Annotated in this window: 15 protein-coding genes; 11 read left to right on the forward strand and 4 right to left on the reverse strand. The window is 64.9% G+C overall.

Annotation, left to right across the window (positions count from 1 at the left end):
* The first annotated feature begins 15 nt into the window (after nt 1–15).
* The 9 genes from ABLE86_RS15485 to ABLE86_RS15525 all read left to right on the forward strand — a co-directional run bounded on the left by ABLE86_RS15485 (nt 16) and on the right by ABLE86_RS15525 (nt 9,373).
* Nucleotides 16–633 (forward strand): ribonuclease D, encoded by a 618-nt coding sequence (locus ABLE86_RS15485; RefSeq protein ID WP_348779846.1) that lies wholly within the window; start codon nt 16–18, stop codon nt 631–633.
* Between the two features lie 223 nt (nt 634–856).
* A complete protein-coding gene (locus ABLE86_RS15490) occupies nt 857–1,039 on the forward strand; it encodes a hypothetical protein (protein WP_348779847.1) in 183 nt (60 codons plus the stop codon).
* 215 nt (nt 1,040–1,254) lie between these two features.
* Entirely contained in the window at nt 1,255–3,510 is a 2,256-nt protein-coding gene (locus tag ABLE86_RS15495) for a transglycosylase domain-containing protein (RefSeq protein WP_348779848.1), read from the forward strand.
* An 80-nt stretch (nt 3,511–3,590) separates the two neighbouring features.
* Nucleotides 3,591–4,346 (forward strand): SDR family oxidoreductase, encoded by a 756-nt coding sequence (locus ABLE86_RS15500; RefSeq protein ID WP_348779849.1) that lies wholly within the window; start codon nt 3,591–3,593, stop codon nt 4,344–4,346.
* Nucleotides 4,347–4,637: 291 nt separating this feature from the next.
* Nucleotides 4,638–6,092, forward strand: coding sequence for a siroheme synthase CysG (gene cysG, locus ABLE86_RS15505; RefSeq protein ID WP_348779850.1), 1,455 nt, complete (start codon nt 4,638–4,640; stop codon nt 6,090–6,092).
* Complete coding sequence (locus ABLE86_RS15510; protein WP_348779851.1) at nt 6,089–6,397, forward strand: DUF2849 domain-containing protein; 309 nt, start codon at nt 6,089–6,091, stop codon at nt 6,395–6,397. The genes cysG and ABLE86_RS15510 overlap by 4 nt, the downstream gene beginning before the upstream one ends.
* 36 nt (nt 6,398–6,433) lie before the next feature.
* Nucleotides 6,434–8,104: a nitrite/sulfite reductase gene (locus ABLE86_RS15515; RefSeq protein ID WP_348779852.1), complete on the forward strand. Its 1,671-nt coding sequence runs from the start codon at nt 6,434–6,436 to the stop codon at nt 8,102–8,104.
* Nucleotides 8,079–8,831 carry a phosphoadenylyl-sulfate reductase gene (locus tag ABLE86_RS15520; RefSeq protein ID WP_348779853.1) on the forward strand — a complete coding sequence of 251 codons (753 nt, stop codon included), beginning with the start codon at nt 8,079–8,081 and terminating at the stop codon, nt 8,829–8,831. The genes ABLE86_RS15515 and ABLE86_RS15520 overlap by 26 nt, the downstream gene beginning before the upstream one ends.
* 11 nt (nt 8,832–8,842) lie before the next feature.
* Entirely contained in the window at nt 8,843–9,373 is a 531-nt protein-coding gene (locus tag ABLE86_RS15525; protein WP_348779854.1) for a DUF934 domain-containing protein, read from the forward strand.
* A 23-nt stretch (nt 9,374–9,396) separates the two neighbouring features.
* On the opposite strand, the gene ABLE86_RS15530 is transcribed toward ABLE86_RS15525, so the two are convergent.
* Nucleotides 9,397–9,525: a hypothetical protein gene (locus ABLE86_RS15530; RefSeq protein WP_348779855.1), complete on the reverse strand. Its 129-nt coding sequence runs from the start codon at nt 9,523–9,525 to the stop codon at nt 9,397–9,399.
* Nucleotides 9,526–9,840: 315 nt separating this feature from the next.
* Between ABLE86_RS15530 and grpE the strand changes: the two genes are divergently transcribed.
* The gene (gene grpE, locus ABLE86_RS15535; protein WP_348779856.1) at nt 9,841–10,476 is read left to right on the forward strand and encodes a nucleotide exchange factor GrpE; all 636 of its coding nucleotides are present in this window, start codon (nt 9,841–9,843) and stop codon (nt 10,474–10,476) included.
* Nucleotides 10,477–10,606: 130 nt separating this feature from the next.
* Nucleotides 10,607–11,239: a trimeric intracellular cation channel family protein gene (locus ABLE86_RS15540; RefSeq protein ID WP_348779857.1), complete on the forward strand. Its 633-nt coding sequence runs from the start codon at nt 10,607–10,609 to the stop codon at nt 11,237–11,239.
* 7 nt (nt 11,240–11,246) lie between these two features.
* Here ABLE86_RS15540 and ABLE86_RS15545 read toward each other — a convergent pair whose 3' ends face one another.
* From ABLE86_RS15545 to ABLE86_RS15555, 3 genes are all read right to left on the reverse strand, one after another.
* Nucleotides 11,247–12,098, reverse strand: coding sequence for a GNAT family N-acetyltransferase (locus ABLE86_RS15545; RefSeq protein WP_348779929.1), 852 nt, complete (start codon nt 12,096–12,098; stop codon nt 11,247–11,249).
* 171 nt (nt 12,099–12,269) lie between these two features.
* Nucleotides 12,270–14,546, reverse strand: coding sequence for an ATP-binding protein (locus ABLE86_RS15550; protein ID WP_348779858.1), 2,277 nt, complete (start codon nt 14,544–14,546; stop codon nt 12,270–12,272).
* Between the two features lie 129 nt (nt 14,547–14,675).
* A complete protein-coding gene (locus tag ABLE86_RS15555; protein ID WP_348779859.1) occupies nt 14,676–15,665 on the reverse strand; it encodes an MDR family oxidoreductase in 990 nt (329 codons plus the stop codon).
* Nucleotides 15,666–15,707 lie beyond the last annotated feature (42 nt).

The raw sequence follows: 15,707 nt of genomic DNA on the forward strand, positions 1-15,707 counted from the left end.
TTTGAAAGAACCAAGATGACCATCCGCTTCCACAAGAACGACCTGCCGGATCTGTCCCACTACAATGTCGACGCAATTGCCATCGACACCGAGACGCTGGGCCTCAACCCGCATCGCGACAGGCTTTGCGTCGTGCAGATCTCGCCGGGCGATGGCTCGGCGGATGTCATCCAGATCGAGCGCGGGCAGAAGACCGCGCCCAACCTCGTCAAGCTGCTTGGCGACAACGGCATCACCAAGCTGTTCCACTACGGCCGTTTCGATCTGGCCGTGCTGTTCAACGCGTTCGGCGTCATGCCGGAGCCGGTGTTCTGCACCAAGATCGCTTCGCGGCTGACCCGCACCTACACCGATCGTCACGGGCTGAAGGACATCTGCTCCGAATTGCTGGGCGTCAGCCTGTCGAAGGTGCAGCAATCGTCCGATTGGGCGGCCGAAACGCTGTCCCCGGAACAGATTGAATATGCGGCCTCGGACGTTTTGTACTTGCATCGTCTGCGCGATGTGCTGGTGGCCAGATTGCAGCGCGACGGTCGCACGGCCGTGGCCGAAGCCTGTTTCCGCTTCCTGCCGGCGCGGGCACGGCTCGATCTGATGGGCTGGGAAGAGGCGGATATTTTCGCCCATAGCTGAGTTCTTCTCAGCTTTTCTCAGGGCCAGATTCCAAACTATCGGTCGCGATCATGCCGGCGGCATAGGATCGATAAAATTTGGAACAAAAACGAGACAAGGAGATTATCTGAGTTGATTTGCTGCGGCGATCGACCTTGCTCTGGCGCCGAAAATCCTTCGGTGAAAACTTGCGCCGTATGTTTTTTTGAGCGATGATCAATTAACTGGGGGCTTGGAGGTGAGTATGGTTTTCCTCGCACTCTGGATAATCTGCGCGGGCGTTACGGTCGTTATTTCCTCGTCAAAAGGATATAATGCGTTCATCTGGTTTCTGATCGGGATATTGCTTGGCCCGGTTGCTTTGTTGCTGTCTATATTTCTGCCTTTTTCCAAAAATTCACAGAACATCGGCAAGGGCATGCGCTGATCCACGCACGGCATTTGGCTGGCTGCAAAAGCTCGGGGGAATAACGTAACCACGGCTCCTGTGGGAATTCATCGACCAGCGTGAAGCAACATTGTGTTTGCCGGACTGCACGCCATCTGCGGCCTGGTCAGAGCTTTGTTGCTTAAGGGCTCCTTAAATCGCCGCATTTTAGTGTCCACTCGACGCCCATCAGGCGTGGACGGGCAGCGGACGGCATGGCGAAAAGACAAAGCAGGCGCATCGAACCGACTTTCGGCGGTCCCGTCGAAGGGGAGGACGAGTCGGGCCTGTCGGTCAGCGAGGACGATCGCGTCATTCCATCTTCGCGCCGCCGAAGGGAAAGCCCGCCGCGCCGCCCGGTAGAGCGGCGGGGGAGAGCCGAAGAACGGGCGGAGCCGAAGGCCCGGAGAACGAAGACCAGGAAGCGCCGTGGGCTGTTCGGCGGCTTTGGGCGCATGATCTATTGGGGCTTCGTGCTGGCGATCTGGGCCGGCATCGCGGCCGCCGGCGTGCTTGTCTACTACGGCGCACAAATGCCGAGCTCGACCACCTGGGCCATTCCCGACAGGCCGCCCAATGTCAAGATCGTGTCGGTCGACGGAAAGCTTCTCGCCAATCGGGGCATGACGGGCGGCGAAGCGGTCGGGCTGCACGAAATGTCACCCTATATCCCGCAGGCGGTGATGGCGATCGAGGATCGCCGGTTCTATTCGCATTTCGGCTTCGATCCGCTCGGCCTTGCCCGGGCGCTGGTGGGGAACATTACGAGTGGCCGCATGGCACAGGGCGGCTCGACGCTCACCCAGCAGTTGGCCAAGAACCTTTTCCTCAAGCCCGACCGCACGCTGGAGCGCAAGGTGCAGGAAGTTCTGCTGGCGCTCTGGCTCGAGCAGAAGCACACCAAGGACCAGATCCTCGAAATGTACCTCAACCGGGTCTATTTCGGATCCGGAGCCTATGGCGTCGAGGCGGCTTCGCGCCGCTATTTCGGCAAGTCGGCCCGCGACGTCACCCTGGCTGAGGCGGCTCTCCTAGCCGGCCTGCTCAAGGCGCCGTCCCGGCTTTCGCCGGCGCGCGACCCGAAGGCGGCGGAAGCGCGCGCGCAGCTCGTTCTGGCGGCGATGCGCGATGAGAAGATGATCACCGACAAGGAGCTGACGGCGGCCATGAGCGCGCCAGCCACGCGCGCGGCGGCCTATTGGACCGGTTCGGAGCACTATGTGGCCGACCGCGTCATGGAAGAATTGCCGGGACTGATCGGCGAGGTGCGCAGCGACATCGTTGTCGACACCACCATCGACCTGACCTTGCAGAGCCTCGCAGAAAAATCGATCCGGCGGCTGATCGAGGAGAACGGCAAGAAGCTCGACGTCAGCCAGGGCGCGCTGGTCTCCATCGACAATTCCGGTGCCGTGCGCGCCATGGTCGGGGGCTACGATTATGCCAACAGCCAGTTCGACCGCGCTTCCGAGGCGCGCCGCCAGCCGGGTTCGACCTTCAAGCCCTTCGTCTACCTCGCTGCGCTGGAGCAGGGCCGCACGCCCGACAGCGTCCGCAACGACGCGCCGATCAAGATCGGCAACTGGACGCCCAGCAACTACAACGGCAAGTATTATGGCAGGGTCACGCTGGCCACGGCACTGGCCAAGTCGCTGAATTCGGTCGCTGCCCAGCTCGCCATGGAGGTCGGGCCCGAGGCCGTCATCGAGGTGGCGCGGCGGATGGGCATCGAATCACAGATGCAGGCCAATGCATCGCTCGCGCTCGGCACGTCGGAAGTCACCCCGCTGGAGCTGACGGCGGCCTATGTGCCGTTCGCCAACGGCGGCTACCGTCCGGAGGTCCACTTCATCCAGCGGGTAACCACCGCCTCGGGTGAAGTGCTGTACGAGAACACCGGCGGCAACACACCGCGTGTCATCCGGCCGGAGATCGTGGGCATGATGAACGCCATGATGGCCGGGGCGGTGGAGGTCGGTACCGCCAGGAAGGCCGCGTTCAACTGGCCTTCGGCCGGCAAGACCGGAACCAGCCAGAATTCGCGCGACGCCTGGTTCGTCGGCTACACCGCCAACCTGACCACCGGCGTCTGGTTCGGCAATGATGACGGCAAGCCGATGAAGAAGGTGACCGGCGGCGCGCTTCCGGCGCAGGCCTGGCACGAATTCATGGTGGCCGCGCATGAGGGCGTGCCGGTTGCAGCACTGCCGGGGAGCTGGACATCGACCCCGCAGGACGAACGGGGCGACACCGACATGCCCGTGGCGGGCAATGGGGTCCCGGCGCCGACGGATCAGGTTCTGGAGGATGCGGCCAGGGCGATCGATGCGGCCGACCGCGACAGTGGCTTCGTGCCGATGCCGCGGGGGCCGACGACATCGTCGATCGGGCGTCCGGTGCCGCCGGCCGATGTGGGCGGCCCGGCCGTGCGCCGTCAGGGCTCGATCCTCGATGTGATCCTCGGCAATTAGCGCCTGAGCCGGAGGCTGCGGCCAAACACCTCTCGCCAGCACGAGCTCCTTCGTCTACATAGCGTGCGGGAGATCGCATCATGACCGCCGACACATCCGACGCAAGAAAGACCATCGTTTTGACCGGTGCCAGCCGCGGCATCGGGCACGCTACCGTCAAGCGTTTCTCGCGCGAGGGCTGGCGGGTCATCACCTGCTCTCGCCAGGACTTCGCCGAGAATTGCCCCTGGCCTGCCGGGCCGGAAGACCACATCAAGGTCGATCTCGCCGATCCGGAGGATGTCGGCCGCGCGGTCGCCGAAATCCGCCACAGGCTGCTGGACCAGGGCGGCAAGCTGCATGCGCTGGTCAACAATGCGGGCATCTCGCCGAAGCTCAAGGACGGCAGCCGGATGAACTCGCTGGAGACGCCGATGCATGTCTGGCGCGATGTCTTCCAGGTCAATTTCTTTGCGCCCATCATGCTGGCGCGCGGCCTGTTCAAGGAACTCGTGGCCGCGCAGGGCTCGATCGTGAACGTCACGTCCATAGCCGGCACGCGCGTTCACCCCTTTGCCGGCACCTCCTACGCGACGTCCAAGGCAGCGCTCGGCTCGCTGACCCGCGAGATGGCGCACGACTTCGGTCCGCATGGCATTCGCGTCAACGCCATCGCGCCCGGCGAGATCGACACTGCTATCCTGTCGCCCGGCACCGACAAGATCGTCGAGACGATCCCGTTGCGCCGCCTTGGCGCGACTTCGGAAGTGGCCGACATCATCTACTTCCTCTGCTCGGGCCAGGCGTCCTACGTGACCGGCTCGGAAATCCACATCAACGGCGGCCAGCACGTCTGACGTGCAGCCGCCCGGCATGGCGGCAACAGGCTGAAATTTCCCGAAGCGGGCAGACATTCCGGGTGCGTCTCGCGGCGCGCCGACGCTTTTGCTGTGGCAGATATATCGCGAAACCAAAGGTGGCGATCGCTCCTCTGGGGCGTCTCTCGCGCAGGCAGGGATTATTTTTCCGCCCCCATTTGAACCTGCAGAAAAACGATTGCCTCGCCCGTTGGGCGGCGCGAGTGCATTTCTTCTGCTTCTCGGTGCGCACGGCTACAAATCACGGCAATAGCCGGAACCCTCTTCGCCATGACGCAGTCGCCCGCCAAGCTCAACGCCTTTCCCGTCTTCATGCGGGTCGAGGGGCAAGCTGTGGTCATCGTCGGCGGCGGCGATGAGGCTTTCGCCAAGGCGCGGCTGCTTGGCCAGTCGAGCGCCCGCATCGTGGTGCTTTCAGATCGGCTCGATCCCGAATTCGCGGCCTGGATCGAGGCCGGCAATGCGAACTATGCCGAGGCCGCCTACGATCCTGCCCGCCTTGAAGGTGCGGTTATGGTCTTCGCCGCCACCGGCGATGCGGTGCAGGATCGTATCGTTTCAGAAGACGCGCGCCGCCTGGGCATTCCGGTCAACGCGGTCGACCGGCCCGAACTGTGCGACTTCTTCACGCCGGCGCTGGTCAACCGCGCGCCCCTGGCCGTGGCCGTAGGCACGGAGGGGGCCGGGCCGGTGCTGGCGCAGATGGTGCGCGCCAGGATCGATCGCATGCTTTCGCCCTCGCTCGGTCCGCTTGCTTCGCTTGCCGAGACCTTTCGCGAGGCCGCCGAGGCTTTCCTGCCCAGGGGCGTCGCCCGTCGCCGCTTCTGGCGCGAGTTTTTTGGCGGCGCGCCGGCGCGGGCAATGGAGCGCGGGGAACCAGGCGAAGCGCGCCGGGCAGCATCGGAATTGCTTGCGCTAGACGAACCGGCGCATGGCCATGTGGCGCTTGTGGGCGCGGGGCCGGGCGCCGAGGACCTGCTGACGCTGCGCGCCCACCGCCACCTCATGGAAGCGGATGTCATCGTCCATGACGCCCTGGTGCCCGAGGCGGTGGTCGCCATGGGCCGCCGCGATGCCGAGCGGCTGCCTGTCGGCAAGCGCAAGGGCTGCCATTCCAAGTCGCAAGCGCAGATCAATGCGCTGCTGGTCAGCCTCGCTCGCGAGGGCAAGCGCGTGGTGCGGCTGAAGTCGGGCGACCCGCTGGTGTTCGGCCGGGCCGGCGAGGAGATGCAGGCGCTGCGTGATGCCGGCATTTCCTACGAAGTCGTTCCCGGTGTCACCTCCGCCTTTGCCGCCGCGGCCGATTTCGAGCTGCCGCTAACCTTGCGTGGGGTCACCTCGTCCATGGTGTTCACCACCGGGCACGATCTCAAGGGCAAGTCGCTGCCGGACTGGGCCAAGCTCGCCATCTCGGGCGCGACGGTTGCCGTCTATATGGGCCGATCGGTGGCCGCCGACGTCGCCTCGCGGCTGATCGCGGCGGGTCTTGCACCCGACACCGCTGTCGCTGTGGTGGAAAACGCCAGTCTTGCCGAACGTCGCAAGTTCCACGGCACGCTGACCGATCTGCCGTCGCTGGAGACGCGCACCGATCTCACCGGCCCGGTCATGACCATCATCGGCGATGCCGTCGCCGGCGCCAATTTCGCTGGCTCCGAGCCGCTGGCCCGGTCCATTCGCGCCAACGGGGTCGAGGCCCAGGATTTCAAGGAAAGCGTGGCATGAAGATTTTGACCGCCAACCGCCTGACTGACGGCGAAGCTGTGTGGTTTTCGGCCGGCCACGTCTGGGCCGAGACGATCGTGCGCTCCGAGATCGCCGTCGACAAGGCTGGCGAGGAACGCCTCGAAGCCATCGGCAAGGCGGCGCTGGAGAACAACCAGGTTGTCGACGTCAATCTGATCGACGTGCAGCTCGTCGATGGCGAGATCCGCCCGACACGCCTGCGCGAACAGATCCGCGCCGCCGGCCCGACCAATCGCATCGACCTGGGCAAGCAGGCCCGCCCCGACATTTCCCGCGCGGCGTGAAGATCAGGCCACACGGCCCATTGAGAGACGAATACGATGTACCGCTACGACGAGTTCGACCATGATTTCGTGAAGGCCCGCGTCGCCGAGTTCAGCGACCAGGTCGAGCGGCGCCTTGCCGGCGAGATCACCGAGGACCAGTTCCGCCCGCTGCGGCTGATGAACGGCGTCTATCTCCAGCTCCACGCCTACATGCTGCGCGTGGCGATCCCCTACGGCACGCTGAATTCGCGCCAGCTGCGCATGCTGGCCCATATCGGCCGCAAATACGACAAGGGCTACGGCCACTTCACCACGCGCCAGAACATCCAGTTCAACTGGCCGGCGCTGTCGGACATTCCCACGATCCTCGCCGATCTCGCCAGCGTCGAGATGCACGCGATCCAGACTTCGGGCAACTGCATCCGCAATGTCACTGCCGATCACTTCGCCGGCGCTGCCGCCGATGAGGTCGCCGACCCGCGCCCCTATGCCGAAATCCTGCGCCAGTGGTCGTCCGTGCACCCGGAGTTTTCCTACCTGCCGCGCAAGTTCAAGATCGCCGTGACCGGCGCCGAGCGCGACCGCGCCGCCATCCAGGTCCACGACATCGGCCTGCATCTGAAGAAGAACGCGGCCGGCGAACTCGGCTTTGCCGTCTATGTCGGCGGTGGGCAGGGGCGCACGCCGCTGATTGCCAAGAAGATCAGGGATTTCCTGCCGGAGGAGCACCTGCTCTCCTACACCACGGCGATCCTGCGCGTTTACAATCTCTACGGGCGTCGCGACAACAAGTACAAGGCGCGCATCAAGATCCTGGTGCATGAGACCGGCGTCGAGGAGCTGACCCGCCAGGTCGAGGCCGAATGGGAAGCGCTGAAGGAGGGCGAGTTGAAGCTGCCCGAGGCGGATGTGCAGGCAATCGCCGCCTATTTCGCGCCGCCGGCGCTCGGCCCGCGCCCGGAGGGCGACGAGGCGGTCAAGACGGCGCGGCTCGACAGCAAGAGCTTCAGCGAGTGGCTCGACCAGAACGTCATCACCCACAGGCGTCCCGACTACGCCGCGGTGACGATTTCGCTGAAGGGCATCGGCGAAGCGCCCGGCGACGCCACCGACAGCCAGATGGAGGCCGTTGCCGACATCGCGGAAAAATATGCCTTCGACGAGCTGCGCGTCTCGCATGAGCAGAACCTGATCCTGCCCCATGTCGCGCGCGCCGACCTGAAGGCCGTCTATGACGCGCTGGTCGAGGTAGGCCTTGCGACGGCCAATGCCGGGCTGATCTCCGACATCATCGCCTGCCCGGGCCTCGACTACTGCGCGCTTGCCAATGCCCGCGCCATCCCCGTGGCGCAGGAGATTTCGCAGCGCTTCGCCTCGCTGGAGCGGCAGCGCGACATCGGCGAGCTGAAGCTGAAGATCTCCGGCTGCATCAATGCCTGCGGCCATCACCATGTCGGCCACATCGGCATATTGGGCGTGGAGAAGAAGGGCGGCGAGCTTTATCAGGTGACCCTCGGCGGCTCGGCCGACGAGAACACCTCGATCGGCGAAATCGTCGGGCGCGGCTTTGCCCCGGACGAGATTACCGACGCGATCGAGACCGTGGTGGAGACCTATCTGAAGCTGCGCCTCGACCGTTCGGAAAAATTCATCGACGCCTATCGTCGTCTCGGTGCCGCGCCGTTCAAGGAGGCGCTCTATGGCAGCGAAGCCAAGGCCGCTTGACGCCGAAGCCACGGCGCAGGCCGAGGCCGCCTCGCTGGAAGAGCAATATGGCGGCCGCCTGCCAATGGAAATCATCGAGCAGGCGGTGACCCGGTCCTTTGCCGGCGAGATCGCGGCGGTGTCTTCGTTCGGTGCCGATTCCGCGGTGCTGCTGCACATGATCGCCGAGGTCGACCGCTCCGTGCCCATCGTGTTCCTCGACACCGGCAAGCATTTCGGCGAGACGCTGGACTACCGCGATGCGCTGGTCGCCGATTTCGGGCTGACCGATCTGCGCATCGTCACGCCGGAGCAGGTGGCCCTGGATCGCGACGACCCCGACGGGAAGCTGCACCTCTCCGACGTCGATGCCTGCTGCGCGATCCGCAAGGTCGAGCCCATGGCGCGAGGCGTGGCGCCGTTTCGCGCCTGGTTTACGGGGCGCAAGCGCTTCCAGGCCGCAACGCGCCAGGCGCTGCCGGCCTTCGAGGCCGTGGGGCCGCGCGTGCGCATCAATCCGCTGGCGAGCTGGACCGCCGCCGATTTGGGCGAGTACATGCGCGCCCATGATCTGCGGGAGAACCCGCTGGTCGCCTATGGCTATCTGTCGATCGGCTGCTTCCCCTGCACCCAGGCGGTAAAGCCGGGCGAGGATGCCCGCAGCGGTCGCTGGGCCGGGCAGGGCAAGACGGAATGCGGTATCCATCTCTCCGGCCTCGACCGGTCGCTGAACAATTCATCGCTTTAGGAAGTCCCCGAATGTCTGAAACCAACGCGCAACCGCGCCTCTGGACGCCTGAAGGTTTTCGCGAGGACGACTGGCGGCATGCCGACACTGCCGAGGCGCTGGCCGGCAATGGCCGCTTCATCCTGCCGCTGCAGGCCTTCCTCGGTCTCGATCCGCAGGTGCGGGAAGCCTACAGTGAGCGGCTCGGCGTGCTGCTCCAGCCCGGCGAAGCAGTGGATGTCATTGTCGATCTGCTCGACACGCTCTCGCTTGTGGCGCTGGCCTTCCCGGCGTTCAGCGACGGCCGCAGCTTCTCCAAGGCCGAGTTGCTGCGGCGGCGCCATGGTTTTACGGGTGCCTTGCGCGCCACGGGTCAGGTGCTGGTCGACCAGCTTCCCCACATGCTGCGCCTTGGCTTCGATGAATTCGAGGTTTCGCACCCGACATTGATCGCCCGGCTGGCGGCGGGACGTATCGGCGGATTGCCGCTGCATTACCAGCCGTCGGTGAAGGCGGCGGACACCGGCCTCAAATATTCCTGGCGTCGCAAGGCAGCCGGCTGAGGCGCTGAACAAGTCACGCGGTCTCAGCCGCGCGGCCGCGCTTCCTTTCCCGGCTTTTCCAGGTGGTCCAGCTTGCCCAGAAGGTCGCGCATATTGCCGGGTATTTCTGGATCAGGCCTGAAGGCGGGCAAGGAGCGGACGAATCTTCGCATTGTCTCCGTGCCGATCTGTCGCCTGATCTCGGCCGCCAGAGCGTTGGATATCTTGTCTTTAACTCGGGCCATGGCCCCAAAACCTTATCGTTTCGCGCTGAAGAACTCCGTTGGCTTGAATTTGTTCCTCAAGCGTACAGTGTTGAACGATTCCAGACCGGTTTTGTGAATATTTAGTTAAATTGGACGGGTTGCGGCTTGGGCGCTCCAGTTCCGCCCCGACCGCTGTAAGCAGGGCTGCCTCTTGATTTTTCACCCCCGAACCTCGATATCGGGCGCAACTTTGCCATTCTTGAAGCAATGACGGGATATGCGATGAGCGACCAGGAAAAACACGAACGCGCACCCGAGGAGAACGAGGCTGTGCGGGCCGCCACGGAAGCGCAGGAAACCGGCCAGGAAAGCGACTATGAGGCGCTGGTGCGGTTGATGAAGGAAAACGAAGAGCTGAAGGACCGGGCTCTTCGCATTGCAGCCGACATGGAGAACCTGCGCCGCCGCACCGCTCGCGATGTGCAGGATGCGCGCGCCTATTCCATGGCCAATTTCGCCCGCGATATGCTGGGCGTTTCCGACAATCTGCGCCGCGCCATCGAGGCCGTGCCGGCCGAGGCACGTGCCGCCGGCGAGGCCGGTCTGCTGGCGCTGCTCGAGGGCGTCGAGATGACGGAGCGGTCGATGCTGCTCGCGCTCGAACGCCATGGCGTGAAGAAGCTGGATCCCGAGGGCTCCAAGTTCGACCCGCACTTCCACCAGGCCATGTTCGAGGTGCCCAATCCCGACATTCCGGCCGGCACTGTGGTGCAGGTGGTTCAGCCGGGCTATTCGATCGGCGAGCGCGTGCTGCGCCCGGCCATGGTGGGTGTTTCCGCCGGTGGCCCCAAGAACAACGCCGCCGAAGCGCCGGCCGAGCCTGGCCCGGTCAACCAGCAGGCTGAAAAGGACGCCTGACAGGCGCCACTGTCCCAGGTCGATCCCGGACATTGCGTGAAAGCGCGGGATCGAGCATGGTGACGGCGAGGGGAACGACGTCGGGCCGGCTGCGCTCGGCGTCCGTCGCTCCGCATTCGGGGCTGACGGCATGACAGCACTACAGCTTCTCGACTACGCCGGCGTGGCGGTTTTTGCCGCCACCGGCGCGCTCGCCGCCTCGCGCAAGCAACTCGACATCATCGGCTTCCTGTTTCTGGCAAGCGTCACCGGCATCGGCGGCGGCACGTTTCGCGACCTCATCCTCGGCACGCCGGTGTTCTGGGTCCGCAATCCCAACTATGTGCTGGTCAGCGCGGCCATTGCCGCCATCGTGTTCTTCACCGCCCACCTCGTCGAGTCGCGCTACAAGCTGCTGCTGTGGCTCGATGCGCTGGGCATGTCGGCTTACTCGGTGATGGGGGCGGCAAAGGGGCTGGCCGTGACCGGCTCCTTCACGGTCGCCATCATCACCGGCACGCTCACCGCGACCTTCGGCGGTATTCTGCGCGATTTGCTGGGCGGCGAGCCTTCCGTTCTTCTGAGGCCGGAAATCTACGTGACGGCTGCGCTGGTCGGCGCAGGCGTGTTCATCCTTGCAGGACTGTTCGGCACATCGGCGACGGTGTCCGCCGTGGTTGCATTCCTGGCCGCCTTTCTGGTTCGCGGCGGCGCGCTGAAGTTCGGCTGGACGTTTCCCGCCTACAGGAGCCGGCCCGGCCGCCGGCCCGAGGACATCCCCTGAAGGGTTGTCAGGCGGCGAAACGCTGCGCGTCGCTGCCGTAGTAGTTGATGTAGCGGGCGTTGATTTCCTCGACCGGCAGGACCACGAATACGTCGACCGTATGGAAGTCCTCATCGACCACGCAGCCGTCGCCGATGCGGGCGCCCAGCCGCAGATAGCCCTTGATGAGCGGCGGCATGGCCATGATGGCCGACTTCAGGTTGATGGCCTCATTCGGCATCATGTCCATGTCGCAGTAGCGACCCGGCACCGCGCGCACTTCCCACGGGCCCTTGGCGCGGCAGTTGTGCGCCAGATAGGACAGCGCTTCCGCATGGGCAGCCGGCACCGTGCCGTGGAAGGATGCGCAGCCCGCCATGACATCGATGTCGTAGCGGTGCACATAGGCCCAGATGCCCTGCCACAGCAGCTCGATGGTGCGCTTGGAGCGGTAGTCGGCCAGCACGCAGGAGCGGCCCAGCTCAAGGAAGCGGCGGCCGGGGTGGCGGCCTACGAGGCCCTTCAGTTCGAACTCGTCTTCCGAGTAGAAGCCGCCGGCGGCGATCGCGGCCTCCTGCCTGAGCAGCCGGTATGTGCCGACGATGCGCTTGTGCATGGGGCCGGGAAGGGCGCTGTCGATCACCAGCAGGTGGTCGCAGATGGCATCGAAGCGATCGGCGTCGCGGCGCTCCATCGCGTGGAGAGCGCTCTGCCTGGCGCCGAGTTCGTCATAAAACACCCGGTAGCGGATTTCCTGAGCCACGGCGATCTCGCCGGCATCGCGGGCCAGGCGCACTTCCAGCGTACCGATGCGGCCGAGAAGCTCGCTTTCGTATGCCGCGCCGTCATGTGCGCCGGAGGGGCGGTGACGCTCGAGCATCGCGGTCTGCATGGCTAATTCTCCTTCGAGCTTGCTCACATGCAGCAGAATAAAAAGTCCGTGCAACAGAAGTGTGACTGTAGCTTCATCAGCCTGGCCGGGCAAATTTGGGGCAGCAGATCGTTGGGCGACCGAGCACCCGCCAATGTTGCGAAGCCGTCCCGGCTTCGATCAGCCTGCGGCCTGTTCCGCAACCGTTCGGACCAGCGCGTCGGGATCGAGCGGCTTGGTCACGAAACCGGTCGCGCCATGCGCCAGCACAGTGTGCCGGGTCTTTTCCTGGCTGTCGGCCGAAAGAACCATGATCGGTACTGGCGCGGCAGTGGTTTCTTCCTCGTGGCGGCGGATGGCGGCGATCGCGTCGAGACCGTCCATGATCGGCATGTGCAGGTCCATCAGCACGATGTCGTAGCGCGTCGTGCCGCTGGTCACGGCTTCCACGGCGGCCCTGCCATTGCCGACTACGTCGACCTTGTGGCCCGCCTTGAGCAAGGTGACGCGGGCCAGCAATGCGTTGATGTCGTTGTCCTCGGCGATCAGGATCGACAGTTCCGGTTCGTCCGGCTTCGACGGTTCGCTGCCTTTCGGGCGTGACGAGACCGTGAGGGCCGAAGGCGCGGCCATTCCCGAAAGCAGGACGCGCAGCAGCGTTTCGCCGCGTACCGGCCGTGCCAGGAAGGTCGAATAGCCATTGCGCCGGAAATCGCCCAGCATGCCACGCTCGTTGGGGGCGATCACTATGATTGCTTCGCAGGTAGTGAAACCTGCGCGGCGCAGGCGCTTCAGCATATCTCCGTCGGCATTTTCCAACGCGGCATCGACCAGCAGCGTGTCGCACCCTTCGGAAAGCGTCGCGGCCTGCTCGGACGTTTCCGCCACCTGCATCGTGCCGCCATGGGCCGCGATTGTGCGCGCGATCGCCTCGGCCTCGATCCTGTTGGCAGCCAGCATGACCGCGCGGCGGCCAGCAAGCGCCTCGCCGCGACCATTGTCGCCGTGAACCGCCTCGGCCGCCGGGATGGTGAAGGAAAATTCAGAGCCCTTGCCCTGTTCGCTGGTGACCTCGATCTCGCCGCCCATCGAGCGCACGATGCCCCTGGATATGGCAAGGCCCAGCCCGGCGCCGCCATGCGCGCGGGTCGAGGTGCTGTCGGCCTGCTCGAATTCGCCGAAGATGCGCTCCAGGTCCGTTTCGCCAAGCCCGGTGCCGGTGTCGGTGACGGCGAAGCGCAGCATGTCGGATTTTTCGCCCGGCACGATCGTGACACTGACCAGCACGCCGCCCTCGTCAGTGAATTTCACTGCATTGCCGATCAGGTTCAGCAGCACCTGCCGCACGCGGCCGGGATCTGCGGTGATGACCTGCGGCACGTCGGGCGAGACATGGCAGCCGAGGCCGATGCCCTTGGCGAAGGCGCGCGCGGCCAGCAGTTCCACCACGTTTTCCGCGATCTCGCGCGGCGACATCGGCTGCGGCTCTGGCTCGAAGCGCCCCGCCTCGATCTTGGAATAGTCGAGCAGGTCCTCGATCAACGCCAGGAGCGCGCCGGCCGATGTTGAAACGGCGCTGACATAGGTGCGTTGTTCGGGCGAAAGCGCGGTGTCGGCCAGCAGCGTGGCCATGCCGATGATACCGTTCATCGGCGTGCGGATTTCATGGCTCACCGTGGCCAGGAAGCGGGACTTGGCCTGGCTGGCGTGTTCGGCGCGCTCACGCGCATGGATCAGTGCGGCCTCCGCACGCTTGCGGGCGGTGATGTCGCGGGCGATCGCGCGATGGGACACCGTGTCGCCCTCATTGTCGCGTACCGAAAGCTCGATCCACGAAAACCAGCGCGTTCCGCCCGGCGCGTTGATGGCAACGTCGGTGGAACTCAGGCATTCGCCGCTGGCAAAGGCGGCGTCCGGCACCAGGCCGATCTCGACGCCCAGATCGGCAAGCATGCGGCCGGAAATCTGCGCCCTGTCCAGCCCCACCAGATCGGCGAAAACCTTGTTTGCATAGACGATGCGGCCATCGCGGTCGCGATGGATGACGAGGTCGCCAAGCGCATCGATAAGGCCGTGGAAGCGCTCCTCGTTCTCCTGCAACTCCCACATGCGGTCGGCCAGAACCTCCATCCTGGCCTGTTCCTGCATTGCGTCGGGGGAGGCGCGTGCCGCGCTCTTGCCGGCATAATATGCGGCAGCGAGCGCCAGCCCGGCCGTGCTGAACCCCAACAGCCCAAGGCTGACCACGCCGGGAGCGCCGGTCAGCCAGGCGATGACCGAACAGATGAGCGAGGAAAGGATGAGGGCGCCGCCAAGGCCAGGCGCCACGCGCTTCCTTTGCAGGTCAGGCGCCAGCGGCGGCGGCGTCAGCTGGCGGCGCGCCAAGCCGCGCGGCAACTGCTCGCGCAGGGCCGTTTCGCCTTGGTTCAGCTCGAAATCGATGGAATCGGTCTCCATGCCGCAACCATAAGGGCCAAGCCTTAGGGAAGCCTTGGAGTGAAAGTTCGAATTGTATCGGTCCGACGGAATAGCCCGGGATTTCTGTGGCTTAGAGCATTTCCAAGTCAGGATGAAACCCTCCGGCAGCTACATCGCGACGACGACCCGTCCCCTGATCTTGCCATCGACAATGTCGTGGGCAGCCTGGATGATGTCGTCGAAGCCGATCCAGGTTGTGAGCTTTTCCAGCTTGGCGTGGTCGAGATCAGTGGCAAGGCGCTGCCAGGCCTCCAGGCGCAGTTCCTTTGGCGCCATGACCGAGTCGATGCCGAGCAGCGAAACGCCACGCAGGATGAAGGGGGCGACACTGCCGGGCAGGTTCATGCCTTGCGCGAGCCCGCAGGCGGCGATCGCACCGCCATAGGAGGTCATCGACAGCACGTTGGCCAGCGTGTGGCTGCCGACCGCGTCGATGCCGCCCGCCCAGCGCTCCTTGTTGAGTGGCTTGGCGGGGCCGGAAAGCTCTTCGCGGGCAATGATTTCGGCGGCACCAAGATCATGCAGGTAGCCGCTTTCCGCAGGCCGCCCGGTCGAAGCGATGACGTGGTAGCCTAGCTTGGACAGAAGCGCGACGGCCACGGAGCCGACGCCGCCGGCCGCGCCGGTGACGATCATGGGGCCGCGATCCGGCGTCAGGCCGTGGCGCTCCAGCGCCATCACCGACAGCATCGCCGTGTAACCGGCGGTGCCGATCGCCATCGCAGTTGCCGCGCTCATGCCCTCGGGCAGGGGAACCAGCCAGTCGCCCTTCACGCGCGCCTTGGCGGCATAGGCGCCGAAATGGGTCTCACCCACGCCCCAGCCATTGAGGATGACCCTGTCGCCCTCCTTCCAGTCGGGGTGCGAGGAGGACAATACCGTTCCGGCGAAATCGACGCCGGGAATCATGGGGAAGCGCCGCACCACAGGGGCCTTGCCGGTGATCGCCAGCCCGTCCTTGTAGTTCACCGTGGTTGCGTCCACAGCCACCGTGACGTCGCCTTCCATCAGGTCGGCCTCGGAAATCTCGGTCACGGCCACCGACTGGTTCTTGGCCTCGTCGCGGATGATCAGGATGGCCCTGAAGGTGTCGGACATTGCGGGGCTCCGTGCAGCGCTGGTCGATTTGGACCGACTTTG

Source organism: Mesorhizobium sp. KR2-14 (assembly GCF_040049255.1).
Classification (GTDB): Bacteria; Pseudomonadota; Alphaproteobacteria; order Rhizobiales; family Rhizobiaceae; genus Pseudaminobacter.

Bases quoted from the DNA above. Each gene is read 5' to 3' on its own strand.
- ABLE86_RS15550 (WP_348779858.1), bottom strand. From the start codon at position 14,546: ATGGAGACCGATTCCATCGATTTCGAGCTGAACCAAGGCGAAACGGCC.
- ABLE86_RS15510 (WP_348779851.1), top strand. From the start codon at position 6,089: ATGAAGATTTTGACCGCCAACCGCCTGACTGACGGCGAAGCTGTGTGG.
- ABLE86_RS15540 (WP_348779857.1), top strand. From the start codon at position 10,607: ATGACAGCACTACAGCTTCTCGACTACGCCGGCGTGGCGGTTTTTGCC.
- ABLE86_RS15545 (WP_348779929.1), bottom strand. From the start codon at position 12,098: ATGCTCGAGCGTCACCGCCCCTCCGGCGCACATGACGGCGCGGCATAC.
- ABLE86_RS15525 (WP_348779854.1), top strand. From the start codon at position 8,843: ATGTCTGAAACCAACGCGCAACCGCGCCTCTGGACGCCTGAAGGTTTT.
- ABLE86_RS15555 (WP_348779859.1), bottom strand. From the start codon at position 15,665: ATGTCCGACACCTTCAGGGCCATCCTGATCATCCGCGACGAGGCCAAG.
- ABLE86_RS15500 (WP_348779849.1), top strand. From the start codon at position 3,591: ATGACCGCCGACACATCCGACGCAAGAAAGACCATCGTTTTGACCGGT.
- ABLE86_RS15485 (WP_348779846.1), top strand. From the start codon at position 16: ATGACCATCCGCTTCCACAAGAACGACCTGCCGGATCTGTCCCACTAC.
- grpE (WP_348779856.1), top strand. From the start codon at position 9,841: ATGAGCGACCAGGAAAAACACGAACGCGCACCCGAGGAGAACGAGGCT.
- ABLE86_RS15495 (WP_348779848.1), top strand. From the start codon at position 1,255: ATGGCGAAAAGACAAAGCAGGCGCATCGAACCGACTTTCGGCGGTCCC.
- cysG (WP_348779850.1), top strand. From the start codon at position 4,638: ATGACGCAGTCGCCCGCCAAGCTCAACGCCTTTCCCGTCTTCATGCGG.
- ABLE86_RS15490 (WP_348779847.1), top strand. From the start codon at position 857: ATGGTTTTCCTCGCACTCTGGATAATCTGCGCGGGCGTTACGGTCGTT.
- ABLE86_RS15530 (WP_348779855.1), bottom strand. From the start codon at position 9,525: ATGCGAAGATTCGTCCGCTCCTTGCCCGCCTTCAGGCCTGATCCAGAA.
- ABLE86_RS15515 (WP_348779852.1), top strand. From the start codon at position 6,434: ATGTACCGCTACGACGAGTTCGACCATGATTTCGTGAAGGCCCGCGTC.
- ABLE86_RS15520 (WP_348779853.1), top strand. From the start codon at position 8,079: ATGGCAGCGAAGCCAAGGCCGCTTGACGCCGAAGCCACGGCGCAGGCC.